Raw genomic sequence first — 25639 nt, forward strand, 5'->3', positions numbered from 1 at the left:
TTTGTAAAAGCCTAAATCGGTAAAATACTAGCGCTGAGCAGAACTTTATCCTGCTGCCTTTGCAGTAGCTGAAAATGCTGTCCGTGCTCGCTTACTGGCAACTGCAGGATGCTCGCTTGTCCGGGCAACAACAACGGTTTGTGAAAACGCACCTGCACCTGACAGGGTGACTGCGCTGATCTGAGTCGGGCCAGACAGGCAGCTTTAAGATGCATACCGTGCGCGATGGCTGCCGGTAAGCCGAAGCAACGACCTGTCCAGCCGCTTAGGTGGATAGGATTCAGATCGCCCGATAGCCTGGCATAACGCCGGCTATCGGCCGTCGTCAGGGTTAACGGCGCCAGCGGCAACGGCTCTGCCGCCACAGGAACAACAGGCTGCGCCCCGGCTCGCGGCGCGGATGTTGCCGGCGTTGACCCCAGCCGGTACAGATGCTCGGCCTGTTGTTGCCAGCATAACACCCCGTCCAGATAAGCCGAGGTTTGCAGCTGCAGTATTAAGCCTTTGCGATCCTGACGTGGTGGCAGCAGGCACACCTCAAACGCGAGTGCGGCGCGCTCTGGGATCGGTTGTAACTGCCGGATCTGATTGCTCAGATGTAGTAAGCCCATCACCGGTAGCGGCAGTTGCCGCGCGCTAAGCAGTGCCAGCTGTAATGGGAAACTTAAAATATTTGGCCAGCACAACGGCAATAAGCCGTCATCCGCGATACCACAGAGCTGCCGGTACTGCTGCAGTTGCCGCAGCGAGCTGGCGAGCGGCGGCGCGTTAAGCTGTAAAGATGGCATCAGCAACGCCTGCTCCGGCCGGGCCTTTTTCGGCAGCAGAGCACGCAAATAACTTCGATATAATGCGGCAGAAGCCGTATTCAGCTTTACAAGATCACCAGACATCAACGGCCTTAAGACTGGACTCAGTTACCAGAAAAGGCTAGTTTAGCGTTCTGAATAGCTTTTACCACTCTTTGCATGAATAGACGTCAATTTTTAACGACTGCGGCCTGGTCACCAGTAGTGCTGGTATTGGGGGCAAAATTTATTGCGACCCTGCGCCCCTATTCACTGCAGGACATGCTAACCCGGCTACGCGCGTTAAACCCGGAGCAGTTAACCAGTGCCGGCAGCTGGAATGCCAGCCAGATCTTGCAGCATTGTGCACAAAGTATCCGCTACTCCATTAGTGGCTATCCGCAGCATTACTCAGCGGTTTTTCAAAACACCGCGGGCAAGTTAGCGTTAAACTTATTCGCCGCGTCAGGCCGAATGCATCACCCGCTGGACGAGGTGATACCCGGTGCACCTGAGCTGGTGCCCGAGTTACCTAATGATCTGGCCATCCGCGAATTAATGTATGAGATCCAGCAATTTATTAACTGGCAGGGTGAGATGGCGCCGCACTTTGCTTACGGCAGTTTAAGCAAAGCCCAGTATTACAGCGTGCATTATCTGCATCTGGATAGTCATCTGGCACAAATTTATCATAGCCGCTAGCGCGACAGCCAGCTCAGAGGCTGCTATCGCGCAGCTCAAATTCACTCTGCGCTTCGCCCTTGGCCAGCGGATCGCACTTAATTTGCGCCCTGAAACCATAGCGACTGTTATCCGCCGGATCCGGATGGCCGCGTTTATTTAGCAGCATGCTGACGGTATTGGGCCGGAAGCGCCGTTGTTGCGGCTCCTCGGTATATTGCGCCCGCAACGCTGTGAGCTGCTGCTCGGCTTGTTGCAAACACTGTTCAGGCGAACTCCCCCCCTGATAGCGGCTTTCCAGCCGGATCCAATTGGCTTTGCCGGCCTGATTAAACTGTACCTGCAGCATATCCTGCTGCGTCGCTGAAGCCAGCCGTGCCGTGCAGACTTTGTTACTGCATTGCAGACCTAACCTGACATCCGCGGCCGCTTCAGCCTGCTCGCCGTAACGATGAGCCAGCACGCTCTGGACTTCCAGGGTAGACATCCCCAGAGTCACGCCCTGCAACTTAACCTGATACAAGTCTATTTCACTGATCTGAACCGCAAATACAGGTGTCGTAAACACCGATAATGCAAAACTGCTGATAAAAACAAGCGCAGACCTGTGCAAAAACACAAAATCCATAATCTAACCCTTACGCCACGACAGCGGTGATTCGAATTTCAGCTTCCGTTAGCCTAGCACAGGCTTAGCGTAGTCGGCATAACAGTGATAAAAAAAGGGCTGTCGATTGACAGCCCTTTTTGCCTTACTGGCCTTTAATTTCGCTACGGCCTTTATATGGCGCTTTGGCACCCAGTTCCTGCTCAATCCGCAGTAACTGGTTGTACTTAGCAACCCGATCCGAGCGACACAGTGAACCGGTTTTAATTTGACCGGCGGCGGTACCCACTGCTAGGTCAGCGATAAAGGCATCCTCGGTTTCACCGCTACGGTGTGAAATCACCGCGGTAAAGCCGGCATCTTTTGCCATCTTGATGGCTGCCAGCGTTTCGGTCAGCGAGCCGATTTGGTTAAACTTGATCAGAATGGAGTTACCAATACCCTGCTCAATACCGCGGGTCAGGATCTTGGTGTTGGTGACAAACAAGTCATCGCCGACCAGCTGTACCTTGCTACCAATTTTGTTAGTCAAATCTTTCCAGCCATCCCAGTCTGACTCGTCCAGACCATCTTCAATTGAGACGATCGGGAAGCGCTGTGTCAGACCAGCCAGGAAGTCGTTAAAGCCATAGGAATCAAAACTCTTCCCTTCGCCACCCAGCACATACTTACCCTCTTTATAGAATTCAGAGGCAGCACAGTCCAGCGCCAGCGTCACGTCTTTATCCATTTCGTAGCCCGCAGCTTTTACCGCTTCCACGATCACGGTCAGGGCTTCTTCGTTTGATTTCAGATCCGGGGCAAAACCACCTTCATCACCTACTGCGGTGTTCAGGCCACGTTTTTGCAGTTCTTTTTTCAGGCTGTGGAAGATTTCCGCACCCATCCGCAGAGCTTCCGCGAAAGTTTTGGCACCAACCGGCTGCACCATAAACTCCTGAATATCAACGTTGTTATCGGCATGTTCGCCACCATTGATAATATTCATCATCGGCACTGGCATGCTGTAGACACCAGGAGTACCGTTCAGATCGGCAATGTGCTGATACAATGGAATCTTTTTATCAGCAGCTGCAGCACGGGCAACTGCCAGCGATACTGCCAGAATAGCGTTGGCACCCAACTTAGATTTGCTTTCGGTACCGTCCAGGTCGATCATCAGCTGATCAATAGCCGCTTGCTGATAAGCATCTTTGCCAATTAGCGCGCTCTGGATTGGACCATTGATATTGGCCACGGCTTTGGTAACACCCTTGCCTAAATAACGGCTTTTATCGCCATCACGCAGCTCCAGCGCTTCACGTGAGCCGGTCGAGGCACCTGAAGGCGCGCAGCCGCGGCCCATAGCACCACTGGCCAGATACACATCGGCCTCAACGGTTGGATTGCCGCGTGAATCCATAATCTCGCGGGCGATAATTTTGACAATTGCTGACATAGTCTTAAGTCCCCTGTTAAAAACTAAAAAGCCGTGCCTTACCGCACGGCTTCAGATCCGTTATACGCGTTGCTGTTTCTGATACTGATGCGCCGCAGCGACAAAGCTCTGAAACAGCGGGTGGCCATCCCGTGGTGTCGAGTTAAATTCCGGGTGGAATTGCCCGGCGACAAACCAGGGGTGAGTAGGAATTTCGATCATCTCAACCAGCTGGTTATCCGCTGATAAGCCCGAAACCACCAGCCCGGCTTCTTCTAATTTTGGTCGTAAATGGTTATTCACTTCGTAGCGGTGGCGGTGCCGCTCCTGGATCACAGCTTTACCGTAGATCTCACGCGCCTTGGTCTTGTCTTTCAGATTACAGTTCTGACTGCCCAGGCGCATAGTCCCACCCAGATCAGATTCATCTGTGCGCACTTCCACTGAACCATCGGCATCACGCCATTCCGTGATCAAACCGACCACCGGATAAGGCGTAGCTTTGTTAAATTCGGTCGAGTGTGCACCCGGCATACCGGCAACATTGCGCGCATATTCAATCAGCGCGACCTGCATGCCCAGACAAATCCCCAGGTAAGGTACCTTTTGTTCGCGGGCGTATTTCGCCGCTAAAATCTTACCTTCCACACCGCGCTCACCAAAACCGCCCGGCACCAGAATCCCGTCCAGGCCCGCCAGCACTGCGGTGCCTTTGCTTTCGACATCCTGCGAGTCGATATATTTGATATTCACCGTTAAACGGTTTTTCAGACCAGCGTGGCCCAGGGCTTCATTTACTGACTTATAAGCATCCGGCAACTCGACGTATTTACCGACCATACCAATGGTCACTTCGCCGGTTGGATTCGACTCCTGATACAGCACCTGCTCCCACTCGGCTAAATCAGCCTGTGGGGCGTCGATATGGAAGCGACGGCAGACCAGATCGTCCAGGCTCTGTGACTTTAATAACGCCGGGATCTGGTAAATACTGGAGACGTCTTTTAATGAAATAACGGCTTTTTCTTCAACATTGGTAAAGAGCGCAATTTTGGCCTTTTCATTGTTGGGAATAGCACGGTCAGAGCGGCAGACCAGAATATCGGGCTGGATCCCAATTGAACGCAGCTCTTTTACCGAGTGTTGGGTTGGCTTGGTTTTGATCTCACCGGCCGTGCCCAGATAAGGCACCAGCGTCAGATGCATATAGAGTGTGCGCTCACGTCCGACTTCGGTGCCAAGTTGCCGGATGGCTTCCAGGAAAGGTAAGGATTCAATATCGCCGACAGTGCCACCAATTTCGACAATGGCAATATCAAAGCCTTCCGCTCCCTGTACCACACGGTGTTTAATTTCGTTGGTGATATGTGGAATGACCTGAATGGTGGCACCCAGATAGTCACCGCGACGCTCACGGCGCAGCACATCGGCGTAGATGCGGCCTTGAGTAAAGTTGTTCAGTTTACTCATCTTGGTACGGATAAAGCGCTCGTAGTGGCCTAAATCCAGATCGGTTTCGGCGCCATCTTCAGTCACGAACACTTCGCCGTGTTGAATAGGACTCATGGTGCCCGGGTCAACGTTGATATAAGGGTCCAGCTTCAGGATGGTCACCTTCAGGCCGCGGGCCTCTAAGATTGCCGCCAGCGACGCTGCTGCTATGCCTTTACCCAAAGATGAGACTACCCCACCCGTCACGAAGATATATCTTGTCGCCATAAGACCCCAGACACACAGTAAGAAAAATTAGACCAAATCACCATGCCAAAAGCGGTAATGCCAATACTGGCAACAGTACAGCTAAGGTAAAGAGAGTTTGGTATCAGGACGGGAGGAAAGTATAGCAAAGGGCAAGGCAGCGCTCAATCAAAAGCGCTGTAGTTTGCGGTTTATTCTAAGCCGGCCGCCAAGAACCGTATTAGCGGGGACCTTGTTTGACCTGTTGCCACAGCGCGTCCATCTCCGCCAGATCACTGTCGGCCGGCGTTTTCCCCGCGGCTGCCAGCGCCTGTTCTACCGCGCGAAAGCGCCGTTCAAATTTGCTATTGGCCGCACGCAATACCGCTTCCGGATCCAGCTTGTGTTTACGCACCACATTGACCAGCGCAAACATGAGATCACCCAACTCTTCTGCCAGTTCGGGGCTGTCGCTGGCAGTTTGCTCCACTTCGAGGATCTCTTCTTTAACTTTATCCCAGCAGCCCTGCACATCCGGCCAATCAAAACCAACATTGGCACAGCGTTTTTGTAGCTTATTGGCCCGGCTTAGTGCCGGCAAACTCTGCGGAATATTATCCAGCACGCTGTGCTGGCCCTGCTGCTGGCGCTCGGCACTTTTCAGCGCTTCCCAATTCTGCAATGCCTGCTCGGCGCTATTGGCATTCACAGTGCCTGCAGCATTGGCAAATACATGTGGATGCCGGCGCTCCAGCTTAGTGCTGATACTGTCAACCACATCATTAAACTGAAAATGGCCATCTTCTTTGGCCAGCTGGGCATAAAACACCACCTGAAACAGCAAATCACCCAATTCATCTTTTAGCTCAGTAAAGCTTTGCCGGTTAATGGCATCGGCCACTTCGTAGGCCTCTTCCAGGGTGTAGGGCACAATGCTGGCGTAGTTTTGCTTTAGATCCCACGGACAGCCCCGCTCAGGGTCGCGCAGGGTGGTCATAATATCCAGTAAGCGTTGTATCGGTGCTGCCACAAAAATTCCTAATGATGAAAGCGTTTGGCTTCAATAACATCGTCAATCTGACTGATTTTACTCAGCAGTTTATTCAGCGAGTCCAGATTATACAGCTCCATCGTCATATTGATGACGGCCGTTTGCTCTTTGATATCCGAGCTACTGCTCATCTTGGTGACGTTAGCTTTTTCATTCGCCAGGATGCTGGTGATGTCTCGCAACAAGCCGTTACGGTCATGCGCGACGATCCGGATATCCACCTCATAGCCGGAGGCATATTTATCGCCCCAGGTGGCTTCAACCACCCGCTCAGGCTGGGCGTCCTGCAGCAGTTTAAACTGTTCACAGTCATCGCGGTGAATGGCGATACCGCGGCCCTGAGTGATATAGCCGATAATGGCATCGCCCGGCAGCGGATGACAGCAACCGGCCATATGGCTCAGCAAGTTACCGACGCCCTGCACTATCACATCACTCTTGGCTTTGTTTTGTGACAGCGGCTTGGTTTTTAAGCGCGGATCAATTTCCGGCAACTCATGCTTGGGCTGCTGACTCTGAATAAAGTGCACCACCTGGGTGACCTTGATCTCTCCGCCACCAATGCCCACAAGTAACTCGTCCATGCTATTGACATTAAAGCGATTAATTACTTTGGTTGGGTGATCAAGTACCAGATTTAGCCGTGATAACTCGGCGTCCAACAGTTCGCGGCCGGCTGCCAGATTTTTATCGCGATCCTGTAACCGGAACCAGTATTGTACCTTAGAGCGGGCACGGCTGGATTTCAGATAGCCCAAATTCGGATTTAACCAGTCACGGCTTGGATTCGGTTCGCGGCCAGTTAGAATTTCGACCTGATCGCCGGTTTTCAGCTGATAGGTAAAGGGCACGATACGGCCGGAGATTTTGGCGCCAATACAGCGATGCCCGACATTGGAATGGATATAGTAAGCAAAATCCAACGGCGTTGACCCCATCGGCAAATCAACAATGTCACCCTTGGGGGTAAACACATAGACCCGATCTTCAATCACCTGATTACGCAACTCTTCAATCAGATCGGTGCCTTCAGCCAAATCTTCCTGCCATTGCAACAGCTTACGTAACCAGCCAATTTTCTCATCATTAGCGGCGGTTTTACTGGCCGGGCCGCCCTCTTTATAACGCCAGTGTGCCGCGACGCCCAGCTCAGCATCTTCGTGCATCTGCCGGGTGCGGATCTGAATTTCAATCGGCCGGCCCTGTGGTCCTAATACCACCGTATGGATCGACTGATAGCCATTTTGTTTTGGCGTGGCAATATAGTCGTCAAACTCCTTTGGCAGATGACGCCAGCTGGTATGTACTAAACCCAGTGCAGCATAACAATCCTGTACCCGCTCGGTAACAATCCGCACTGCCCGGATATCGTATAGCTGATCAAAGGACAGCTGCTTCTTCTGCATCTTTTTCCAGATACTGAAAATATGCTTTGGCCGGCCATAGACCTCGGCCTGCAGGTTTGCCTCCAGCATTTTTTGCCGAACGCTGCTCACAAAGTCCTGCATATACTGTTCGCGGTCCAGGCGCCGCTCTTCCAGCAGGCTGGCGATTTGCTTATAGGTTTGCGGATGCAGATAACGGAACGCCAGATCTTCCAGCTCCCACTTTAACTGGCCAATCCCCAGCCGGTTCGCCAGAGGGGCAAAGATGGCATTGGTTTCTTTTGCCGCCAGTACCCGGGTTTCTTCATCGGCGTTTTTGACCTCACGCAGAGTACAGATCTGGGCCGCCAGTTTAATCACTACGGCCCGCACATCCTCCACCATCGCCAATAACATCCGGCGCAGCGTATCCGCTTGCTGACCATCGTTATTCTGACGCACGCTAACCGGAATAGTGCGGATCGCCGCCATTTGCTGTACTGAGGTCAGTAAACCGGACACGGCCGGACTGACATGATCTTCAATGGTTGGCAGGGCCAGCAGGTTGGCTTCAAATACCGGAAACAGCAGCGCCGCGACCAGCGAGTCCTGATCCATTCGCAGTTCAGCCAGAATTTCCACCATATCCCAGCCGGTACGGACTTGTGGATTATCGTCATCCAGCTGCAACTGTTTTAGCCAGGTTGCGGTTTCTAACAAGGATTCAATCTTTTTCTCAGTCAACCCCAGTGAACACAACCATTCAAAGGTTTCGCCACCGTGATAACCATGACTGTGTGACTGACGTACCCTGACCATGTTTTTTCCTCTGCTAGTGCCCCGGCGAGTCTCAGGCTATTGACGACTGAACAACGCCATAAGTTCCAAATGCGCGGTATGCGGAAACATATCGACCCCGGCCAGTTTTTGCAACTGATAGCCTGCTGCCAGCATCGCTTTCGCATCGCGGGCGAAGGTGGCCGGGTTACAGGAGACGTACAATATCTGTGCCGGCTTGAGTGCTAACAGTTGTTTTACCGCCCCCTCAGCACCGGCGCGGGCCGGATCTAACAGCACTTTTTGATAGATCGGTTGATTCCAGGCGGTTTTGCCCCAGGGTAAATGTAAATCCGCCTGCCAGAACTTCACGTTATCCAGCTCGTTCAGCGCAGCATTGTCTGCTGCCTGCTGCACCATTTTGGACAGACCTTCTACCCCATGCACCAGTTTAGCCTGCCGGGCCAGCGCCAGACTGAAATTCCCCATCCCGGCATACAGATCCAAAATCGTATCTGCCGCAGTCGGTGCCAACCAGCTTACTGCCTGACTGACCATCAGTTGATTCACTCTGGCATTAACCTGAATAAAATCATCGGCGGCAAACTGTAATGTTATCTGCTGCGGTTCCAGCTGATAGCTGAGCGGCGCGCTATTGCCATCCCAACTGATAAAGACACCGGCCTCTGGCTCGCCGAACCAACGGGCCTGTGGCCAGGCCGCAACAAACCTCTGTTGCTCGGCCGCTGACAGCGCTGCAATATGACGCAGCACCACCACCGGCTGCTCCCGGGCCAGAATCACTTCAGCATGGGTTACGCTTTCCGGCCGGTTTAAGCGGGGCACCTGCTGTTGTAACACCGCAAACACCGGCTGCAAGGGTGCGGCTAGCACATCACACTGACTTACCGCAGCGAGCTGCTTGCTGCCGGCCTGGCGAAAGCCGACTGTCAGTTGGCGCTGCTTTTTATCAAACCAGACCCCAATCCGCGCTTTACGGCGATACTGCCGGTCAGCGGCACTGAGTAGTGGCTGCCAGGGCAAAGATGCCAACCCCAACTGATGTCGCAACAGCGCATCGACGCCCTGTTGTTTATACTGACCTTGCTGCTGCGCGTCCAAATACTGCAACTGACAGCCGCCACAGTGGCCGAAACTGGGGCAAAAGGGCATGACCCGCTCGGCACTGGGGCTTAGCACCTGCAGAGTCCGGGCTTTTAAATAATCGGCTTTATCTTCAGTCACCGCCGCCAGTACCTGTTCACCCGGCAAGGCGCCACTGACAAAGGCAATTTTTTGCTGATACCGGCTGATGCCGTTCACTTCGTAGTCCAGACTATCAATCTGTAATTTCAGTTGCTGGCCAAGGCGGCTTGGTTTGGCTTTGGCTTTATACAGGCTTACCATCTTGTGGGGTCTTATAGGTTTTTCGCGTTCGATATGTCATTATGACACGGCTGAGCCAAATTGTGATAAATGCGGACCCCCGATGCCGAAAATAGGTTTACGCCTCTGGTTAATCTTATCTGCTGTGTTGCCAACCCTGCTGGTGGGTATTCTGCTGGGGGGCTATTTTAACTATCAGCAGCAACAGGATCTGCAGCGCAATTTACACGAGCAGGCGGCCAATATTGCTCTGCCCCTGGCTATTAGTAGTCAGCAATTGCTATTACAACAAAGCAAAGGTGTGCAGGCATTACTGGAGCATGCGCACCGGCTTAACTCACCCTTAGTCATCAGTATCTCGTTGTTTGATGCTGATGGTCAGCTGCTGTTTACCAGCAACAGTCAGCGCGATCTGAGCAACCAGACAATCCACCAGCAAAAGCCCGCCCGGCTTAGCTATCAACCGCAGGATGATATGCTGTTGGTTTACCAACCTCTGCTCAAGACCAATCCACTGATCGATGAACGCCCTGGTTATTTATTACTGGCGATGCAACAGCAACCTCTGGCGCTGCAGCAGCAAGTCCATCTGCTCAATACTGCGTTACTGGTCAGTGCCGTTGTGCTGCTGGCATTACTGTTCGGACTATTATTGGTACAAAAGCAGCTAACTGCACAACGCCGCCTAAAGCGGCAGTTACAACAGCTATTAGATGGCCAGTATCGCTTAAAGCCCTACGCGCTTGGCATCAACGAACTGGAGCAACTGCAACAGGGTTTACTGCAGCTGGCCGGTCAGCTCAACACCCTTGAGCAGGAAATGCAGCAAAATATTGAACAGGTGACCGGCGATCTGCAGCAAAGTATGGAACAGCTGGAAATCCAGAACATTCAGCTGGAGTTCTCGCGTCGCAAAGCGGTGGAAGAAAACCGGCAAAAATCTGACTTTCTGGCGAAAATGAGCCATGAGTTACGCACGCCCCTGAATGCGGTAATTGGTTTTACCCGGCAATTGCTGAAAACACCACTGAATCCTCATCAAAGTGATTATCTGCATACCATTCAAAAATCGGCCAACAGCCTGCTGCATCTGGTTAATGATGTGCTGGACTTTTCCCGGCTGGAGGAAGGGCGGATGGCGATTAACCCAGAGCCGGTATCGCTGCGCGATCTGCTGAACGATGCGGTTGAATTGCTGGCTGCCAATGCTTTTGACAAGCAGCTGGAGCTGGTGCTGCTATTTGAAACTGGCTGTCCGGATGATGTGGTCGCCGATCCGGCCCGCTTAACGCAAATTCTGATGAATATTGCCGGTAATGCGATTAAATTTACCGAACATGGTAGTGTGGTGATCCGGGTCAGTGCCACGGCGCTGTCTGAAGAACAATTGAATTTACATATCTCGGTTAAGGATACCGGCCGCGGTATCAGCGACGACAAGCAAAGCCGTTTATTTGATGGTACCAGCATCTCAGAGCAACAGGACCAGCAAACCGGTTCCGGCTTGGGATTATTAATTTGTAAGCGGCTGGTGCTGGCGATGCAGGGCAATATCGGCTTTGATAGTAAACTCGGTGAAGGTTCAACCTTCTGGTTTACCATCAAGTGTCAGAAGCATCAGTTAACCGTTGCCGAGCCGCTGCCGCTGACGCAGCTGGAAAACAAGCGGGTACTGTATTTCGAGCCACAACAATATTCGCGCGAGGCCACCCTGCAGCTGTTAAATAGCTGGGGAATGCAGGTCACGACCTGCGCCACCAAAGGGCAATTACAACAAGCACTCAGCTCGCGGCAACATTATGATATTGGCCTGGTAGGCCGTGCCGTTGCCATCAATCAGGTGAATGATATTATTGCGCTGGTGCAGCAACTGCGCCTCAGTTGTCACTTTGTTTATCTGCTGGTCAATACACTGTCGCCGAATTTACGTGAAGTGCTACTGGGCTCTGGCGCTACCGCCTGCTTACCCAAGCCGGCTCACTCACGTAAACTGGCGTTAGCCTTGGCACAACCCTACTCGCAACCCGCATTACCGGCACCGGACGAAGAGAAACAACAGCGGGCAGCATTGCGGGTGCTGACCGTAGATGACAATGAAGCCAATTTGAAACTGATCAACACCCTGCTCAGCGACCGGGTACAGGAGCTGGAGTCAGCCCATGACGGCGCGGCTGCCTGGCAGAAAACCACCCAGCATGTGTACGATATTATTTTTATGGATATTAATATGCCGGTGATGGATGGTATCACCGCCTGTCAACGGATCCGGCAAAGCTCGCTGAATGAACATACACCGATTATTGCTGTCACCGCTCACGCGTTGGAAGGGGAGCGCGAAAGATTATTAGCACTGGGGTTTAATGAGTTTCTGACTAAGCCGCTGGACGAACAAATGCTGCATTGCACCCTGCAGGAGTTCTGTGCGCTGCAAAAAACGCAACCCAGTGCCTCACCCGTTATCTTACAGGCTATGCCGCTGATTGACTGGACTCAGGCCTTACAACGGGCCGCCGGTAAAGCGGAATTGGCGCAGGAGATGCTACAGCTGCTGATCCAATCTTTACCGCAGGCCAGCCGGCAAATTCAGCAAGCCATCACTGATAACGAACAGCAACTGCTACTGCATGCGTTACACAAGCTGCATGGCGCCTGTTGCTACAGTGGTGTGCCACGCCTGAAGAATCTGTTGGAAGGACTGGAAACCCAGCTGAAAAAGGGCGCCAGCATCAAATCGCTGGAGCCGGAGCTATCGGAGCTGGAGGATGTGTTAGCGCTGTTACTGCAGGCTGACACCCGGCTGCCACCGGAGCTGAGTCAGCCTTCCAGCACTACAGTAGCACAGGCATAAGCCTGTTCATCACTGATACTGAGCCATACCGCTGTTACTCCAAGCTGGTTCGCCCGCTCAGCGGCATGACCGCTTAACTGTAATTCCGGCTTACCCAAAGCATCATTACGAATTTCAAAATGCTGAAAGGAAATGCCACGGCCAATACCGGTGCCAAGCGCCTTGGCAGCGGCTTCCTTGGCCGCAAAACGCTTGGCAAAATAGCGCTCGCGCTGGCTATGCGCAGCGAAGCACTCTTGCTCATATGGCGTCAACACCCGGCTGACCAAACGCGGACTTTTCTGTAAGCTGGCGGCGATCCGGTCGATCGCCACAATATCGGTACCCAGGCCGCGGATCGCCATTAGCCTCTGGCCTCAACCATTAAGCGTTTCATTTCTGCCACGGCCGGCCCCAGGCCACTGAACAAGGCGCGGGCGATAATGGCATGGCCAATATTCAGCTCGTACATCTGCGGAATAGCGGCAATCGGCTGTACATTATGATAGTGCAAGCCATGACCGGCATTCACCGTAATGCCCAGTGACGCAGCATAAGCAGCCGCGTCGGCAATCCGTGCTAACTCAGCTTGCTGCACAGCACCACTGGTTTCTGCATAATGGCCGGTATGGATCTCGATAAAGGGAGCGCCCACTTCGGCTGCGGCGTCAATTTGCTTTTTATCGGCATCAATAAACAACGACACCAGAATATTATCAGCCTGCAGCTGCTGTACTGCTGCACGAATTTTACTAAGCTGGCCGGCAACCTCTAAGCCCCCCTCAGTGGTTAACTCTTCGCGCTTTTCAGGAACCAGACAGCTAAAATGCGGCTTCAGTTTACCGGCAATGCCTAACATCTCTTCGGTCACCGCCATCTCAAAATTAAGCCGGGTGCCAATGGTTTCGCGCAAAATAAAGACATCACGATCAATAATATGGCGGCGGTCTTCCCGCAGATGCACAGTGATCCCATCCGCACCATATTGCTCGGCCAGCAAAGCGGCATGCACCGGCTCCGGATAGGCTGTGCCACGGGCATTACGCACCGTTGCAATATGATCGATATTCACGCCTAAATAAATTGCAGACATAACAAACTCCGTAATTAGGCCGGCCCGCTGCTCAGTTGCTGAAACAGAGCACGGCTGGTTAAAGGTTTATCGCCGAGCAACGGCGCGAGCAGCTGCCGGCTTAATTGTTTAGCAACCCGCAGGGCGTCCGGCTGTTGCCAGTCGCCAGCGGCGATCGCCAATAAGGCGGCACCGCGCCAGCCCTGAGGACTGAGCACAAGCCCTTGCTCGGCAGCGAATTGATAGTATTGCTCAGCCTGAACTGGCTGTGCTGCCGCATCCAGTTCCAACGCCGGTAATTGCCCGAGCTCAGCGAGCAAGGCAAACTCAAACTGCCGCAGCGCTTGTTCCAGCATGCCATCGCTGCTGCTTTGTGCCAACGCCACTAAACTTTGCTGATAATCGGCAAACAGACTATCCGAACCAAGATCAGCAGGCCAGAGCCGGCACAGCAGCTCATTTAAATACAGGGCACTGTATAACACCCGGCCGCGATACGGATAGGCCGCCGCCTGCTCTTCCAGCTGCAATACGGTTTTTAGCGCGCTACGGCCGCCGAGACTGAGTAAATAAGGTTGGAAAGGTTGCAGTGCCCGGTGTTGTTTACCGCTACGCCGTCGTACGACAGCACTGATCCGGCCTTGCTCCGGCAACAGCAGTTGCAGCAAGAGTTTGTTTTCCTGATAGGGACGGCTGTGCAGGATGTAAGCTGGCCACAATCTTCCGTCCATCGCCGGGTTAATCTTCGCCGTAGCCCAGGCTGCGCAGGGCGCGCTCATCGTCGGCCCAGCCCGATTTTACCTTAACCCAGATTTGCAGAAACACCGGTGCCTCCAGCATGGCTGCCATATCCAGCCGGGCTTCGGTAGCAATTTGCTTAATCCGTTCGCCTTTGTTGCCGATCACCATTTTCTTTTGGCTATCGCGCTCCACCAGCACCAGCGCAGCGATATGAAAATGCTTTTCTTCCCACTTAAAGCGCTCAATCTCGACGGTCACTGCATAAGGCAACTCATCACCAAGGAAGCGCATCAGCTTCTCGCGCACAATCTCTGCCGCCATAAACCGCTGCGAGCGGTCGGTAACATAATCTTCCGGAAACAAGAACTCACAGGGGGGTAAATGCTGTTGCACCACCTTGCGCAAAGCGGCGACATTGTCACCGCTCTCCGCCGATAACGGCACCACATCCAGAAAATCTAACTGGCTACCCAGCCACTGTAAGTGTGGCAGTAATTCCGCCTTGTCTTTATACAAGTCGACCTTGTTGACGACCAGGATCACCGGCTTTTTCGCGGCGATCAGTTTGTTCAGTACCATCTGATCGTCATCATGCCAACGGGTGCCTTCTACCACAAAGAGCACAAATTCGACGTCCAGAATGGAGGTGGCTGCCGCCTTATTCATCAAACGGTTAATCGCCCGCTTCTCATCGATATGCAGGCCGGGGGTATCGACAAACACCGCCTGGTAGTCACCTTCAGTATCAATACCAACAATACGGTGCCGGGTGGTTTGCGGTTTTTTCGAGGTAATACTGACTTTCTGACCAACCAGTTTGTTCAGTAGCGTAGATTTACCTACATTCGGGCGGCCAACGATGGCCACCAAGCCGGCAAAAGTAGAGGGACTAACGGTCATGCTTTAATTGTTCCAAAGCCAGCGCAGCAGCATCCTGCTCCGCCTTGCGCCGGGATGAACCGGTCGCGGTAATAGGAGTCCTTCCCAGCACAGTACAGCGCACGGTAAAGGTTTGTTGGTGCGCTTCCCCGATAGTGGCAATCACTTCATAGGTCGGTAGCGGTAAGCGTAGCCCCTGCAGATATTCCTGCAACTGGGTTTTCGAGTCTTTCTGCTGGCCCGGCGCAATTTCTTCTAATCTTGGACCAAACCACTCAAGGATCCGGCCTTTACAGGCTTCCATACCGCTATCTAAATAGATAGCCCCTAAGATCGCTTCCAGCGCATCAGCCAGAATGGATTCACGGCGAAAGCCACCGCTCTTCAATTCGCCCGGCCCCAGTCGTAAAAAATCCGACAGCCCCAACTCCTGAGCAATAGAAGCCAGGGTCACGCCTTTGACCAGAGCAGAGCGCATCCGCGTCAGATCACCCTCGCGGGTTTGCGGGAAGCGGGCAAACAAGGCTTCTGCGATAATCAGCCCCAGCAGGGCATCACCGAGAAATTCCAGCCGCTCGTTATGTTGACCTTTGCAGCTGCGGTGCGTCAGTGCCTGTTCCAATAAACTCAGCTGATTAAATTGATAGCCCAGCTTACGCATCAGGGGGCTTAAAGATTTTTGCATCGGCATCGCTATTGGATCCGGCCTAACCGCTCAAAACGGACACCAACCGGCACCCAGCGTGGTAACCAGCTATTCGGATCTTCACTAAATTCGAAACTCATCCAGATAAAGACGGCTTTACCAACCAGATTATCGGCCGGCACAAAGCCCCAAAACCGACTGTCGACGCTATTATCGCGGTTATCGCCCAGCACAAAATAATGCCCTTCCGGCACAATAAACTCTTCGATATCAGTACCGCGCTGCCGGAAATAGTTGCGGAAATCTTCCGGTTTCATTGGCGTGGTCAGCACCTGATGCTCCACCTCGCCCAACTGCTCCAGGAAGCGGCTTTGTGGCATAGGCCCCAGATAAAACTCGCCCTCATCCTGAAAAGTCATCGGTACCGCTTGCAGCTCACCGCAACCACTGACCACAGGAATCGCGCAGTTTTTCGCGATAAACAGCTGTTTATTCTGATAGACGATGCGATCTCCCGGCACCCCGACCACCCTTTTGATGTAATCAATTTTGGTATTAAGCGGGTATTTAAAGACAGCAACATCGCCGCGTTGGGGCGTCTTGTTGCTCCACAGCGTCGTGCGCCAGACCGGATCTTTGACATCATAGGCAAATTTTTGCACCAGAATAAAATCACCGACCAATAGGGTGGGCATCATCGAACCGGAAGGGATTTGAAAGGGTTCAAATAAAAAGGAGCGTAAAATTGTGATCGCAGCCACCAGCGGAAACAGCGACTTGGCCGTTTCCACTACAGCAGACTCTTTCAGAATTTCCTCTTCGGCCTGCAGCGGCAGCGCAGTTTTTGCCTGCGCCCGGGCACCGGCCAGACGCAGTTGCCGCTGTGGTGCCAGATAAAACTTATCCAGCAACCAGATAACACCAAAACTTAGCGTTAACAGCACCAGTAGAATTGAAAAATAGCCTGCCATTAGCTGTCCTTATTATTTTCCGACTTTCAGAATGGCCAGGAAGGCTTCCTGTGGTACTTCCACATTACCGACCTGCTTCATCCGCTTTTTACCTTCTTTCTGCTTTTGCAGCAGCTTTTTCTTCCGGCTAACGTCACCGCCATAACACTTGGCCAAAACGTTTTTCCGTAGCTGTTTAACCGTGGTCCGGGCAATCACATGGTTACCGATCGCCGCCTGGATCGCGATATCAAACATCTGGCGTGGGATCAGCTCTTTTAACTTTTCTGCCAGTTCACGGCCACGGCTTTGCGCAAAATCAATGTGGCTGATAATGGCCAGTGCATCGACACGCTCACCGTTAATCAGAATATCCACCCGTTGCATATTCGAGGTCTGGAAGCGTTTAAAGCTGTAGTCCAGTGAGGCATAACCACGGCTGGTCGACTTCAGGCGATCGAAAAAGTCCATCACCACTTCTGCCATAGGCAGTTCATACACTACTGCCACCTGACGGCCGTGATAGCTCATATTGACCTGAGTACCACGTTTCTCAATACAGAGCGTAATGACGTTACCCAGATATTCCTGCGGTACCAGAATATGCGCTTCCACGATCGGCTCGCGGATCTCATCAATATCATTGGTCGCCGGCAGATCACTGGGGTTGTCGACCATAATCGTTTCGCCGTTCTTTTTCAGCACCTCATAGACTACCGTCGGTGCCGTGGTGATCAGGTCCAGATCATATTCGCGCTCTAAGCGTTCCTGAATGATTTCCATATGCAGCATACCGAGGAAACCAATGCGGAAGCCAAAGCCCAAGGCTCCGGAGTTCTCCGGTTCATAGAATAACGAGGAGTCATTCAGGCTCAGTTTGGCCAGGGCGTCGCGGAAATCTTCGTAATCGTCACTGGAAACCGGGAACACCCCGGCATAAACCTGTGGCTTGATCCGTTTAAAACCAGGCAGTGGCTTATCGGCACTATTTTTGGCCAGCGTCAGCGTATCACCAACCGGCGCACCTTTAATTTCTTTAATACCGGCAATCACAAAGCCAACTTCACCGGTTTTTAATTCGCCGGTGTTAGTGGCTTTCGGGCTAAAGACCCCGACTTTATCCACTTCATACACCTGGCCGGTCGACATAACTTTAATTTTATCTTTGGCTTTGATGCTACCGTGCTTAACCCGCACCAGTGACACTACGCCCTGATAAGAGTCGAACCAGGAATCAATAATCAATGCCTGGGTTGGGCCCTCAGGCTCGCCTTCGGGTGCCGGGATTTTCTTAACGATAGTTTCCAGCACATCTTTGATACCCAGGCCGGTTTTCGCCGAGCACTGCACAGCGCCAACCGCTTCGATACCGATAATATCTTCGATTTCTTCCGAAACCCGATCCGGATCCGCCTGCGGCAAATCGATCTTATTCAGCACCGGCAATACTTCGAGATTCATCTCCAGTGCGGTGTAACAGTTAGCCACAGTTTGTGCCTCGACACCCTGACCGGCATCTACTACCAGCAGTGCCCCTTCACAGGCGGCCAGCGAGCGGCTTACCTCATAGGTAAAGTCAACATGGCCGGGGGTGTCGATAAAGTTCAGCTGATAGGTGTTGCCATCATCAGCCTGATAATGCAGGGTCACGCTTTGCGCTTTGATGGTAATACCACGCTCACGCTCCAGATCCATCGAATCCAGCACCTGCTGTTGCATTTCCCGGTCACTTAAACCGCCACAAAACTGGATCAAACGATCTGATAAGGTCGACTTACCGTGGTCAATGTGGGCGATAATAGAAAAGTTTCTGATATGGTCGAGTTTTGGCATCTTATCCGCAAAAAACTGAGTGCACTGTCACCTGAATGCAGCCACAGCGGCGGCATAGTGGGCGGACAATGCGGGTTAGTATTGAAATTAGCGCGAATTGTACTCTATCCGGCTTAAGCTTGCTATGTTTGTTGGCTGAGTGTTTAGCGGCTTAGTCTGGTTGCACGCGATGTAAGGCCAGCTGCGGTAACACTTCCAGGATCTGCACCTGCTCTGACTGCCCCGGCCGCTGATCATAACGCCGGGCCAGATAAAACCCAACCGCCATAGCCATTACGGCCAGCAGCAGCGACCAGATTTCGGCCACTTGCCAAAAGACATTTAGCACCGTGACGCTCAGTAACATCAGCGCCAACGGCAACAGATAGACCAGTAACGCCGCCAGCAACAACCCCTGCTGCGCAATGCCAATTCGCACCTGCTCGCCAGGTAATAGCTTAAGCTCTGTGCTGACAAAAAACCGTTGCTGACGCGGGGTAAAGGTTTTGGCGACAATACCGGTGCCACAGTCGCCACTTACCTGACAGCTGTTACAACTGCCGGCGGGTGTGGTGGTAAGCCAGACCCCGTGCTGTTCGGTGGCGACCACAGTCGCAATTTCATCGACCTGCATTATTTTTGCGTCACGGCTGCCGCCAGACGCTGGGCAATTTCCAGGCTGACTGGACCTATTACCGTAACGTCCTGCTGCGGATCGGATTTGACAAAAATCGTCAGGGCACCGTCGCGATAGGCTTGCGCCGGTAAACGCTGACCGGGCTGCACAAACACCGAGATCTGGTGCAGTCCGTCCGACAGCAACCAGTAACTCTGAATCTCCGGTTGTAGCTGCGGGATAGCCAGCGGATCTGCGACCACCTGGTAGCCATCAGGTAACCACTGTAGCAGATGTCGTTGCGGCGGTTGGCTCAGGGGTAAGGCCGTTGCATCCGGTAATTCAATCTCCAACAGCTGCTTCAGGTTATCTGACATTTCACTGCTGATACTCAAGTGCGTAACCTGCCAGATCTCAAGTGCTGCCTGTTGCATATCGGCAGAGGTAATTAAGGTATCCAGTCGCAGCGGGAAAGCGGTTTCAACGTCAACCCACAACCAATAGTGGTAGCGGGCGGCCGAATGGGCAGATAAGCGCAATAACTGCGCGCTGCGGCCATCGACCATGGACGCACTACCCAACACCGCATTGTACAGCGACTTTAAACGGGACGGTTCCTGATAGAATAAGGCTGGTAGTTCTTTAATAAAGCGGCTGTGCGTAATTAACGCCGGACGTTCACTAAGCAGATAATACACCTGGCTGTCACGTCGCAGAATGTCGACACCTTCGGCAAACATCGGCACCAGATGCTCAATCTCAGCTTGCTGCTGCCGACCATGTAACCAACGGTAGGACTCAACCTGATTACCTTTGAGGATCACGAAGGAGGTATCAAAATTGTGCTGCCTGACGCTTTGCTGCACCCGCTCCAGCAGGGCCCACCCTTCTTCATCGGCCTTGGCGACAGTGCTGCTGAGAATCAGCACTACGCCTAGCCATAACAGCACTTTGTTCATGTTAACGCGGCTCTTGCTGTTCCGGTTCCTGCTGCGCTTGTGGTTGCTCCATTAAACGCACCTGCTGGCGGTGGGCCTGCAACAAAGCTTGTAACCGTCGTTGCTGTTCCAGCATCGCCTGCTGCTCCTGCTCAGCGAAGCGGCTTTCAACCGAAGTCTGGCTTAAACTGACCGGCGTCGCAAAACCGGCTACCGGCCGGGTTTGCAGCACCGGAGTCGGTAACATCAGTTCCTGCTCCAGTGGCTGCTGATATTGCTGGACACCAAAAACCGCCACCAGCGCCACACCTGCCGCGATAGCACCCTGCGCTGCCGGCTTAAACCACTGCGCATTTGCAGCCTGTTGCAGGGTACCGCGCAACCGGCTTAGCAGGCTATGCTGCGGTTGCAACTGATAGGTTGCTTCCTGCTCCAGACGGGCAGCAAAGCGTTCACTGAAATCCGCCGGCAGCACACTGGCATCTTCATTACGCAATACAGCACCCATCAACTGATAGCGCTCCAGCGTCTGCTGTGGCTCGCGCTGCTGCAACAAGGCATCCAGTTGCGTGGCCGTTAGCGGCTGATTATCTGCGGCTTCTGACAGCCATTCCTGCTTCTCTGACAACATAAAGTTTCCTGTCAAGGTACTTGCTGGGTTTAGCCTAACCTACCAAAGGTTTCAGCTGAGCATCTATCGCTTCACGGGCCCGGAAGATCCGACTGCGTACTGTCCCGATCGGGCATTCCATTACTTCAGCGATTTCTTCATAACTTAGCCCTTCTAACTCACGCAGGGTAATAGCCGTGCGCAGTTCATCAGGCAATTTATCAATGGTGCCGAATACCACCTGCCGGATTTCCTCGGACAACAACAAGCGTTCCGGGGAGTCCTGCTCTTTCAGGGCATCGCTACCTTCAAAATATTCCGCATCTTCCGCGTCCACATCGCTGGCCGGTGGTTTACGGTTATTCGCGACCAGATAGTTCTTCGCGCTGTTAACCGCAATCCGATATAGCCAGGTATAAAACGCACTTTCACCACGGAAGCCCGGTATCGCCCGATAGGCTTTAATAAAGGCTTCCTGTACTACATCTGCAACATCTCCGTGATTAGAGACATAGCGGGAAATTAAGTTCGCGATCCGGTGCTGATATTTTTTTACCAGCACGTTAAACGCCGCTTTATCCCCTTGTTGTACCCGCTGGACGATTTGCCAATCTAATTCTTGCTCGCTCATTCTTTGAGCCTGCCCCTGTAATGCAATAGGTGTTGTTTCTGAGTGGCGCCAGTCAAGCGTACTGATTATGACTGCAAGCTGAATAAATAGTTCTGCTAACTGTCACAAAAAGGCTAGAATAACCTGATCTTAAATCCGGCACTGCCGGTAAAACCGGCTGTTTCTGCGCATTTTTCAGAGCCATTAATAGAGTTAAGTGTATCGTATGACACAGGCAAATGAACATCTTTGTGACGTTTTAATTATCGGCAGTGGCGCCGCCGGCTTGTCGCTGGCGCTGCAATTAGCCGATCAGCGGCGGGTGCTGGTGCTGAGCAAGGGCCCACTGCGTGAGGGCTCGACCCTATATGCCCAGGGGGGCATTGCCGCTGTGTTTGACGAAAATGACAGTATTGCGTCCCATGTTAACGATACACTGGTAGCGGGCGCCGGACTCTGTGATCCCGCCGCCGTACAATTTACTGCCGAGCACGCCAAGGCCGCGATGCAATGGCTGATTGCTCAGGGCGTGCCCTTCGATCAGTATCAGGATAGCGATGGCAGCATGAAGTATCATCTGACCCGTGAAGGCGGCCATAGCCATAGACGCATTCTGCATGCGGCCGATGCGACCGGCCGTGCGGTGCAGATCACCCTGGTCGATCAGGTGCGACAGCATCCGAATATCGTGTTGCTGGAAAACTATAACGCAGTTGATCTGATCACCGGTAAAAAGCTCGGGCTGGATCCAAAACGTTGCTATGGTGCCTATGTCTGGAATAAAGCGGCCAGCCGGGTAGAAACCATCCGGGCCCAGGCGGTGGCGTTGGCGACTGGCGGCGCCAGTAAGGTTTATCTTTACACCAGCAATCCGGACGTGGCCAGTGGCGACGGTATTGCGATGGCCTGGCGCGCCGGCTGCCGGGTGGCCAATATGGAATTTAACCAATTCCACCCCACCAGTCTGTATCATCCGGCAGCGCCCAATTTTCTGATCACCGAAGCGATGCGCGGCGAAGGCGCTTATCTGAAGCGGCCGGATGGTAGCCGTTTTATGCCGGATTTTGACGAAAGAGCAGAATTAGCGCCGCGGGATATCGTCGCCCGCGCCATCGATTTTGAGATGAAGCGTTTGGGTGCCAAGTCAGTATTGCTGGATATCAGCCATCAACCAAAAGATTTTATTATCGAGCACTTCCCTACCATTTATGCCAAATGTTTAAGCGTCGGTATTGATATTACCAAAGAGCCGATTCCGGTAGTGCCGGCGGCGCACTATACCTGTGGCGGTGTGATGACCAATCTGCATGGTCAAACCGATCTGGATAATCTGTATGCTATCGGTGAGGTGGCCTATACCGGCCTGCATGGCGCCAACCGGATGGCCTCGAACTCCTTGCTTGAATGTATTGTGTTTGCGCAGGCTGCGGCCCGGCATATCCTGCAGCAGCCGGTCAACAACCTGCAAAACCTCAGTATTCCAGCCTGGGATGAAAGCCGGGTCAGCAACTCAGATGAAGAGGTGGTGATCACCCATAACTGGCATGAACTCAGACTCTTTATGTGGGATTACGTTGGCATTGTTCGCACAAACAAACGGCTGGAACGTGCCCTGCATCGGGTGGAGTTGTTACAACAAGAAATTCAGGATTACTACAGCCACTTCCGCGTGAGCCATAATCTGCTGGAGCTGCGAAATCTGGTACAGGTGGCGGAGCTGATTATCCGCTGCGCAATGCAGCGTAAAGAAAGCCGTGGCCTACATTACAACCTGGATTACCCACAGCAACTGGCCAACAGCCAACCCAGCATTTTACAACCCGCTAATTTTTAACCGGATCCGGGTTATGTCGCCAGCGCTGGGTATGTAGCCAGCGCGCCAGACTACGGTAATCGGCGGCAGAAAACTGGTCGGCGAACAGCCATTGCTGCTGCCGCCGGCCTTGGGTATCTGTCCAGCAGAGCAGCGTAGCATAGCGACTGATAACACTGCCCGGCCGCCAACTGCCGGCAGAGAGCGTTGAATCTAACCAACGCAGCCCACCCTCAGCATCCAGCAATAACGCTGAGGCGGACGCAGCCTTGCTGGACCATAACAGATAGAACCAGGCAGTCAGGCTTAACCACGCCAGCAGATAACTGCTGCCCTGCAACGGCAGCAACAAATACAGCAGCGCCAGCGCAGCGCCGGCGGCCAGCAACAGCCTGCGCCGTAATAACGAAGTGTTAAGCGCCAGGCTATACCCGGACACGATTCACAATCAACTCAATTAATGCCTGGATGGCGCTATCGGTCGAACGGGCGTGCCCCATAAACCAGGCGAACAGGTCTGGATCATCACAGGCCAGTAAACGCTCGAAATCCGCTTTCTGCTGCTCAGTCAGGGCGTCATAGCCCTCTTCGACAAAGGGAGCCAGTAACACATCCAGTTCCAGCATGCCGCGGCGGCAGGCCCAGCGTAATTTCGGTTTACTCATTAATTGAGACATCGGGATTCCTCGCAATTTAGGCGTTTTGGCGGTATCTTAACAAAATTCCGGATCCAGGGTTGAGCTTTTGTGCGTCGCCCCAATCTACCTTTTATTATCAGCTTAAGCGTTACATATTATGCAGACATCCTGGCTCAGCGCAGAACAATACGCAGCTTTATCAACAGAAGTTCAACCGGCTTTTCTCAGTCCACTTCCTGGCTTTCAGGTGCTGAAGATCAGCGGCCCTGATAACCGTAAATACTTGCAAGGACAAACCACCTGCGATCTCAATCAACTGACGGCAGACAATTTCCTGCGCGGCGCCCATTGCGACGCCAAGGGCAAGATGTGGTCGGTTTTTCACTTGTTTGCACAAGGTGAGGATCTGCTGGTCGTGGCTTTTCGGGATGAATTGCAGGCCTCATTAGTGCAGTGGAAAAAGTTTGGTGTCTTTTCTAAAGTCAGCTTTGACCAAAGCGAGCAACCCTATGCCGTGTTCGGTTTAGCTGGCCCTGAGAGCCAGAGTTTAATCCAACAGCTGGGTTTTGCGGTGCCGCAAGCCGCCGGCCAGCTGGTGCGTAACGGTGCACTCAACCTGCTTTGTCTGGCAGCAGATCACTATTTGCTGGTACTGCCGCAAACTGAACTGGCCAGCCTGCAACAGGCGCAGCTGCCGCTGGCCGCGCCGACGCTCTGGCTGGAGCAGCATATCCGCCATGGCCTGGCCTATTTAGAGCAACCCCTGATTGGCGAACTGGTGCCGCAAATGCTTAACTTACAAGCGGTAGATGGCATTAGTTTTACCAAAGGCTGTTATATTGGTCAGGAGACCGTGGCGCGCTTGAAATACCGCGGTGGCAATAAAAGAGCGGCCTATATTCTCAGTGCTAACACCGATGAAACACCGGTGGCCGGTGCCGACATTGAACTACAACTGGATACTAACTGGCGCCGGATTGGCCAGGTAATTAATGCGGTCAATATTAATCAGCAGCTGTGGCTGCTGGCCTTATTGCCGAATGACATAACACCGGCAGATTCGTTACGGCTGGCCGGCGAGCAGCCATTGCTACTCAGCCAGCACGCTCTACCTTATTCACTCAATTAAGAGGTTCGCATGACCATTTCGCAAGACAAAGTTGTCGCCATTCATTACACCGTTACCGATAGCAAGGGTAACCAACTCGATTCTTCTGCCGGTGGCGAGCCTCTGGTATTTATGTTTGGTCAGGGCGCGCTAATTCCGGGTCTGGAACAAGCGCTGGCCGGCAAAGCCGCCGGCGATAAATTTAGCAGCACCATTGCAGCCACAGACGCCTATGGCGAGCGCCACGACCAGCTGGTACAAGCCGTGCCGCGTTCCATGTTTGAAGGGATGGACGTTGCTGTGGGTATGCGCTTTCGTGCCTCAGGCCCGGATGGTCGCGAACAGCCGGTCATCATTATTGATGTGTCAGAGGAAGAAGTCGTTGTCGATGGCAACCACCCGCTGGCCGGTTTTGAACTGCAGTTTGATGTGGAAGTGATTGCGGTACGCGATGCCACTGAAGAAGAACTGGCACATGGTCATGCCCATGGCATCGACGGTCACGCCGGACATTAAGTGTTTCTGATATGTGAAATAAATCAAGGCGCCAGCGACAATCCGGGTTGGCGCCTGCTGTTCGCAACTGACAAAGTGCTTGACAGTACCGGTAAAGCCCCCTATTTTTGCTGCT

25 protein-coding genes are annotated in these 25639 nt (G+C 53.0%); 5 read left to right on the forward strand and 20 right to left on the reverse strand.

From position 1 onward, the window contains the following. Positions 1–11: 11 nt before the first annotated feature. Entirely contained in the window at positions 12–893 is an 882-nt protein-coding gene (locus H1D31_RS13025; protein WP_065954539.1) for a MaoC family dehydratase, read from the reverse strand. A gap of 75 nt (positions 894–968) precedes the next feature. Here H1D31_RS13025 and H1D31_RS13030 point away from each other — a divergent pair, with 75 nt between their 5' ends. After that, on the forward strand, positions 969–1490 hold the full coding sequence (locus H1D31_RS13030; protein ID WP_261259266.1) for a DUF1569 domain-containing protein: 522 nt from the start codon (positions 969–971) through the stop codon (positions 1488–1490). A gap of 13 nt (positions 1491–1503) precedes the next feature. Here H1D31_RS13030 and H1D31_RS13035 read toward each other — a convergent pair whose 3' ends face one another. The 6 genes from H1D31_RS13035 to rlmD all read right to left on the reverse strand — a co-directional run bounded on the left by H1D31_RS13035 (position 1504) and on the right by rlmD (position 9769). Further along, positions 1504–2037, reverse strand: a complete 534-nt coding sequence (locus H1D31_RS13035) for a hypothetical protein (RefSeq protein ID WP_261259267.1) — start codon at positions 2035–2037, stop codon at positions 1504–1506. Between the two features lie 184 nt (positions 2038–2221). After that, positions 2222–3514, reverse strand: a complete 1293-nt coding sequence (gene eno, locus H1D31_RS13040) for a phosphopyruvate hydratase (protein ID WP_261259268.1) — start codon at positions 3512–3514, stop codon at positions 2222–2224. A 60-nt stretch (positions 3515–3574) separates the two neighbouring features. Continuing rightward, positions 3575–5212 (reverse strand): CTP synthase, encoded by a 1638-nt coding sequence (locus H1D31_RS13045; RefSeq protein ID WP_008984369.1) that lies wholly within the window; start codon positions 5210–5212, stop codon positions 3575–3577. Positions 5213–5411: 199 nt separating this feature from the next. After that, positions 5412–6200 (reverse strand): nucleoside triphosphate pyrophosphohydrolase, encoded by a 789-nt coding sequence (gene mazG / locus H1D31_RS13050; protein ID WP_261259270.1) that lies wholly within the window; start codon positions 6198–6200, stop codon positions 5412–5414. Positions 6201–6208: 8 nt separating this feature from the next. After that, entirely contained in the window at positions 6209–8404 is a 2196-nt protein-coding gene (gene relA / locus H1D31_RS13055) for a GTP diphosphokinase (RefSeq protein WP_065954544.1), read from the reverse strand. Positions 8405–8440: 36 nt separating this feature from the next. Then, the gene (gene rlmD / locus H1D31_RS13060; RefSeq protein ID WP_261259271.1) at positions 8441–9769 is read right to left on the reverse strand and encodes a 23S rRNA (uracil(1939)-C(5))-methyltransferase RlmD; all 1329 of its coding nucleotides are present in this window, start codon (positions 9767–9769) and stop codon (positions 8441–8443) included. 82 nt (positions 9770–9851) lie between these two features. Between rlmD and H1D31_RS13065 the strand changes: the two genes are divergently transcribed. Then, positions 9852–12596, forward strand: a complete 2745-nt coding sequence (locus H1D31_RS13065; protein ID WP_261259272.1) for a response regulator — start codon at positions 9852–9854, stop codon at positions 12594–12596. On the opposite strand, the gene acpS is transcribed toward H1D31_RS13065, so the two are convergent. The 11 genes from acpS to rpoE form a co-directional block, all read right to left on the reverse strand. Continuing rightward, the gene (gene acpS / locus H1D31_RS13070) at positions 12563–12940 is read right to left on the reverse strand and encodes a holo-ACP synthase (RefSeq protein WP_008607248.1); all 378 of its coding nucleotides are present in this window, start codon (positions 12938–12940) and stop codon (positions 12563–12565) included. The two genes, H1D31_RS13065 and acpS, sit on opposite strands and share 34 nt — an antisense overlap. Beyond that, complete coding sequence (gene pdxJ / locus H1D31_RS13075) at positions 12940–13668, reverse strand: pyridoxine 5'-phosphate synthase (protein ID WP_261259273.1); 729 nt, start codon at positions 13666–13668, stop codon at positions 12940–12942. Before pdxJ ends, acpS begins: the two co-directional genes overlap by 1 nt. A 14-nt stretch (positions 13669–13682) precedes the next feature. Next, positions 13683–14426: a DNA repair protein RecO gene (gene recO, locus H1D31_RS13080; protein WP_261259274.1), complete on the reverse strand. Its 744-nt coding sequence runs from the start codon at positions 14424–14426 to the stop codon at positions 13683–13685. Continuing rightward, on the reverse strand, positions 14386–15288 hold the full coding sequence (gene era, locus H1D31_RS13085) for a GTPase Era (RefSeq protein WP_261259275.1): 903 nt from the start codon (positions 15286–15288) through the stop codon (positions 14386–14388). Before era ends, recO begins: the two co-directional genes overlap by 41 nt. Further along, a complete protein-coding gene (gene rnc / locus H1D31_RS13090) occupies positions 15278–15952 on the reverse strand; it encodes a ribonuclease III (protein WP_039925061.1) in 675 nt (224 codons plus the stop codon). The genes era and rnc overlap by 11 nt, the downstream gene beginning before the upstream one ends. Before the next feature lie 8 nt (positions 15953–15960). Next, positions 15961–16884 carry a signal peptidase I gene (gene lepB / locus H1D31_RS13095; protein WP_261259276.1) on the reverse strand — a complete coding sequence of 308 codons (924 nt, stop codon included), beginning with the start codon at positions 16882–16884 and terminating at the stop codon, positions 15961–15963. Between the two features lie 12 nt (positions 16885–16896). After that, positions 16897–18696 (reverse strand): translation elongation factor 4, encoded by a 1800-nt coding sequence (gene lepA / locus H1D31_RS13100; protein ID WP_261259277.1) that lies wholly within the window; start codon positions 18694–18696, stop codon positions 16897–16899. Positions 18697–18847: 151 nt separating this feature from the next. Further along, entirely contained in the window at positions 18848–19309 is a 462-nt protein-coding gene (locus H1D31_RS13105; protein WP_261259278.1) for a SoxR reducing system RseC family protein, read from the reverse strand. Next, positions 19309–20250 (reverse strand): MucB/RseB C-terminal domain-containing protein, encoded by a 942-nt coding sequence (locus tag H1D31_RS13110; RefSeq protein ID WP_261259279.1) that lies wholly within the window; start codon positions 20248–20250, stop codon positions 19309–19311. Before H1D31_RS13110 ends, H1D31_RS13105 begins: the two co-directional genes overlap by 1 nt. Before the next feature lies 1 nt (position 20251). Continuing rightward, positions 20252–20860, reverse strand: a complete 609-nt coding sequence (locus tag H1D31_RS13115) for a sigma-E factor negative regulatory protein (RefSeq protein ID WP_261259280.1) — start codon at positions 20858–20860, stop codon at positions 20252–20254. Between the two features lie 34 nt (positions 20861–20894). After that, on the reverse strand, positions 20895–21470 hold the full coding sequence (gene rpoE, locus H1D31_RS13120; protein ID WP_008607236.1) for an RNA polymerase sigma factor RpoE: 576 nt from the start codon (positions 21468–21470) through the stop codon (positions 20895–20897). A 205-nt stretch (positions 21471–21675) separates the two neighbouring features. Here rpoE and nadB point away from each other — a divergent pair, with 205 nt between their 5' ends. Continuing rightward, positions 21676–23283, forward strand: a complete 1608-nt coding sequence (gene nadB / locus H1D31_RS13125) for an L-aspartate oxidase (protein WP_008607234.1) — start codon at positions 21676–21678, stop codon at positions 23281–23283. On the opposite strand, the gene H1D31_RS13130 is transcribed toward nadB, so the two are convergent. Together H1D31_RS13130 and H1D31_RS13135 are read right to left on the reverse strand one after the other, a co-directional pair. Then, on the reverse strand, positions 23273–23701 hold the full coding sequence (locus H1D31_RS13130; protein ID WP_238534554.1) for a protein YgfX: 429 nt from the start codon (positions 23699–23701) through the stop codon (positions 23273–23275). The genes nadB and H1D31_RS13130 overlap by 11 nt on opposite strands. Further along, entirely contained in the window at positions 23688–23939 is a 252-nt protein-coding gene (locus tag H1D31_RS13135; RefSeq protein WP_008607232.1) for a succinate dehydrogenase assembly factor 2, read from the reverse strand. Before H1D31_RS13135 ends, H1D31_RS13130 begins: the two co-directional genes overlap by 14 nt. A gap of 118 nt (positions 23940–24057) precedes the next feature. Here H1D31_RS13135 and ygfZ point away from each other — a divergent pair, with 118 nt between their 5' ends. Both ygfZ and H1D31_RS13145 read left to right on the forward strand, forming a co-directional pair. Continuing rightward, positions 24058–25029: a tRNA-modifying protein YgfZ gene (gene ygfZ / locus H1D31_RS13140; RefSeq protein ID WP_261259282.1), complete on the forward strand. Its 972-nt coding sequence runs from the start codon at positions 24058–24060 to the stop codon at positions 25027–25029. 9 nt (positions 25030–25038) lie between these two features. Next, the gene (locus H1D31_RS13145; RefSeq protein WP_261259283.1) at positions 25039–25524 is read left to right on the forward strand and encodes a peptidylprolyl isomerase; all 486 of its coding nucleotides are present in this window, start codon (positions 25039–25041) and stop codon (positions 25522–25524) included. The last annotated feature ends 115 nt before the right edge of the window (positions 25525–25639 follow it).

This window comes from Alishewanella sp. BS5-314 (genome assembly GCF_025377695.1).
GTDB classification, from domain to species: Bacteria; Pseudomonadota; Gammaproteobacteria; order Enterobacterales; family Alteromonadaceae; genus Alishewanella; species Alishewanella aestuarii.

Excerpts from the sequence above, each read along its gene's own strand:
- H1D31_RS13135 (WP_008607232.1), bottom strand. The coding sequence starts at position 23,939 with ATGTCTCAATTAATGAGTAAACCGAAATTACGCTGGGCCTGCCGCCGC.
- lepB (WP_261259276.1), bottom strand. The coding sequence starts at position 16,884 with ATGGCAGGCTATTTTTCAATTCTACTGGTGCTGTTAACGCTAAGTTTT.
- H1D31_RS13025 (WP_065954539.1), bottom strand. The coding sequence starts at position 893 with ATGTCTGGTGATCTTGTAAAGCTGAATACGGCTTCTGCCGCATTATAT.
- era (WP_261259275.1), bottom strand. The coding sequence starts at position 15,288 with ATGACCGTTAGTCCCTCTACTTTTGCCGGCTTGGTGGCCATCGTTGGC.
- H1D31_RS13110 (WP_261259279.1), bottom strand. The coding sequence starts at position 20,250 with ATGAACAAAGTGCTGTTATGGCTAGGCGTAGTGCTGATTCTCAGCAGC.
- H1D31_RS13105 (WP_261259278.1), bottom strand. The coding sequence starts at position 19,309 with ATGCAGGTCGATGAAATTGCGACTGTGGTCGCCACCGAACAGCACGGG.
- rpoE (WP_008607236.1), bottom strand. The coding sequence starts at position 21,470 with ATGAGCGAGCAAGAATTAGATTGGCAAATCGTCCAGCGGGTACAACAA.
- H1D31_RS13045 (WP_008984369.1), bottom strand. The coding sequence starts at position 5,212 with ATGGCGACAAGATATATCTTCGTGACGGGTGGGGTAGTCTCATCTTTG.
- nadB (WP_008607234.1), top strand. The coding sequence starts at position 21,676 with ATGACACAGGCAAATGAACATCTTTGTGACGTTTTAATTATCGGCAGT.
- recO (WP_261259274.1), bottom strand. The coding sequence starts at position 14,426 with ATGAGCGCGCCCTGCGCAGCCTGGGCTACGGCGAAGATTAACCCGGCG.
- ygfZ (WP_261259282.1), top strand. The coding sequence starts at position 24,058 with ATGCAGACATCCTGGCTCAGCGCAGAACAATACGCAGCTTTATCAACA.
- relA (WP_065954544.1), bottom strand. The coding sequence starts at position 8,404 with ATGGTCAGGGTACGTCAGTCACACAGTCATGGTTATCACGGTGGCGAA.
- H1D31_RS13115 (WP_261259280.1), bottom strand. The coding sequence starts at position 20,860 with ATGTTGTCAGAGAAGCAGGAATGGCTGTCAGAAGCCGCAGATAATCAG.
- eno (WP_261259268.1), bottom strand. The coding sequence starts at position 3,514 with ATGTCAGCAATTGTCAAAATTATCGCCCGCGAGATTATGGATTCACGC.
- rnc (WP_039925061.1), bottom strand. The coding sequence starts at position 15,952 with ATGCAAAAATCTTTAAGCCCCCTGATGCGTAAGCTGGGCTATCAATTT.
- lepA (WP_261259277.1), bottom strand. The coding sequence starts at position 18,696 with ATGCCAAAACTCGACCATATCAGAAACTTTTCTATTATCGCCCACATT.
- acpS (WP_008607248.1), bottom strand. The coding sequence starts at position 12,940 with ATGGCGATCCGCGGCCTGGGTACCGATATTGTGGCGATCGACCGGATC.
- H1D31_RS13145 (WP_261259283.1), top strand. The coding sequence starts at position 25,039 with ATGACCATTTCGCAAGACAAAGTTGTCGCCATTCATTACACCGTTACC.
- pdxJ (WP_261259273.1), bottom strand. The coding sequence starts at position 13,668 with ATGTCTGCAATTTATTTAGGCGTGAATATCGATCATATTGCAACGGTG.
- rlmD (WP_261259271.1), bottom strand. The coding sequence starts at position 9,769 with ATGGTAAGCCTGTATAAAGCCAAAGCCAAACCAAGCCGCCTTGGCCAG.
- H1D31_RS13065 (WP_261259272.1), top strand. The coding sequence starts at position 9,852 with ATGCCGAAAATAGGTTTACGCCTCTGGTTAATCTTATCTGCTGTGTTG.
- H1D31_RS13030 (WP_261259266.1), top strand. The coding sequence starts at position 969 with ATGAATAGACGTCAATTTTTAACGACTGCGGCCTGGTCACCAGTAGTG.